Origin of the sequence: Afipia sp. DC4300-2b1, assembly GCF_049895725.1 — a bacterium.
In the GTDB taxonomy this organism is placed as follows: Bacteria; Pseudomonadota; Alphaproteobacteria; order Rhizobiales; family Xanthobacteraceae; genus Afipia; species Afipia broomeae.
Genome location: NZ_JAFCSX010000016.1, coordinates 1 through 1,764, shown reverse-complemented (window position 1 = coordinate 1,764; position 1,764 = coordinate 1). Strand labels below are relative to the sequence as shown.

At 57.5% G+C, this 1,764-nt stretch carries 2 protein-coding genes; both read right to left on the bottom strand.

Features of this window, described 5'->3' with window-relative positions; translation table 11 throughout:
• Positions 1-425: hypothetical protein (locus ACP7AL_RS25495; RefSeq protein WP_425995462.1), on the bottom strand; the 425-nt coding region annotated here is incomplete at its 3' end.
• The gene (locus tag ACP7AL_RS25490; RefSeq protein ID WP_425995460.1) at positions 422-1,597 is read right to left on the bottom strand and encodes an LptF/LptG family permease; all 1,176 of its coding nucleotides are present in this window, start codon (positions 1,595-1,597) and stop codon (positions 422-424) included. The genes ACP7AL_RS25490 and ACP7AL_RS25495, both read right to left, overlap by 4 nt.
• Positions 1,598-1,764 lie beyond the last annotated feature (167 nt).

Here is a 1,764-nt window from a genome sequence, read left to right as displayed (position 1 = left end):
ACACCTCCGAACATAATTCCCAGCAGCACTGCGGGAACGACACACTGGAAGGGCGAGCGGCCGGTGTTCGAAATCATGAGGCGCTCTCGCCCCACCGTCATCGCAACTTCTGCCGAAAGCACGCCCAGGAAGCATCCGATCGGCAGCAGGCGCGTTGCTATATCGGTGGACCTGAGCAGGGCATACCACGCCAGCCGCAGCGGAATGTCGAAGCCGGTCGCGACAGGCGACGCAGCGAGCAGTTCACGGACCTGCGTGGATACGTCAATGGTCAGAGCCGCGATCAGCAATCCGGCAAGCACAACAAAGATATGCTGCACATAAACCTGAAACGTATATCGGGTGTACAATCCAAAAAACGCCAGCCGCGCGTTGCGGCGTGGCCGCACCACGCTTCCACGCAACCGTTCGAGAACGGCGCTCATGCGCGCGATAAGCCGGGCTTGACTAGAGCATTTTGTGCAAGCAACAGCCACTTTGCGCTAACCGCCAAAATGGCAAGCGACGCGATGATCGGGGAAAGGATTCCAGTCAGAAGCCCGAAACCGGCGGTCTGCTCGACGAGCACGCCAAACAAAAGATCGACGCACATCAAAAGAGCGCAGGCCACGGGAAGTGCGGCAACGTGTGTGGTCCGATTTGTGAACACAATCGCTATTCCAGCGATCAGTGGCGCCAGCAGGCAAAGCAGGCTCCGGCTGATTCGGCGTCCAAGCTCGTACGCATCATTTGGACCAGGGCGCACGGCCGCCGCCCCCATGCCTACAAGATCCAGGAAAGTGCGTTCCGACGGATGCGAGCCGCGAGGATCGAACGCGAACAGTTCGTTGACTTCCAGTTCCTGAGTCAGATTACCGACCTGGGTGCTTGAGACAGGCTCAAACGAGGTAATCCCTGAGCATTTCGCACAATGCTCTGAAGCCGCTGCTTCAACCTCGGCGGGTTTTGCAATCGAAGCAAACCACGTTGAAGTGAAGTCCTGCAGATGAAGCGTCATCGTGCCGTCGTCGCGTGGCCCTTCAAGCGATGCCTGCTTGGCGATGACCGCCTGCTCGTCGTCACCTACGGCCCGGTGCAGGAAAAGACGGCGGGTATCTGATTTCGTATTTGGGCGGGCAAATACCGTGTACTGGCCGAAACCATAAAATTGTCCTGCCGAAATTCCGCCCCGCAAAGCCACGTAGTGGGAGTCAAAAAGCAGTTGTCGCTGAGCGAATACCGCAGCCGGCGAGACGATGCCCGAAATGACAAGCGACAAAATTTGCGCCGCCAGACCGATGCCTACAGCTAACCAAAGAAACTTGTACGAGCCGATTCCCATTCCCGATAAAATGAGAAGCTCCCGATCCTCTCGAAACCGCAGTGTGACCCGGTAAACCGCAACCAAGAGCGCGAGCGGAATGGCCAACCCGAATACTTCGGGCGCGCGCAGGAATAAAAGCGCAAATATCGTTTCAAAGCTCGCGTTCTGAGCCAACGCGGAACGCAGGACATCGTTCAGCTTCTCGGTCATGAAGATCGCTTCGATGAGAAGAACGACGAGCGCAGCCTGAACGAGAACCCGCGTCAGAAACTTGACGACGTAGAGCCGGGGCAAGGCAGGTCCTTTCCGATTGGGCATTAGCATCGCCCCCGCCTCAAAACACGTTCGAGTGCGAACAAGATAATCACCCGACGGCGATCCTTTTCGGAGCACCGTGCGTGTTGGGAATCTTCGCAGCGAACTCGGCGACAAAACCCTCCTGTACGGTTTCCTCTGGTGCC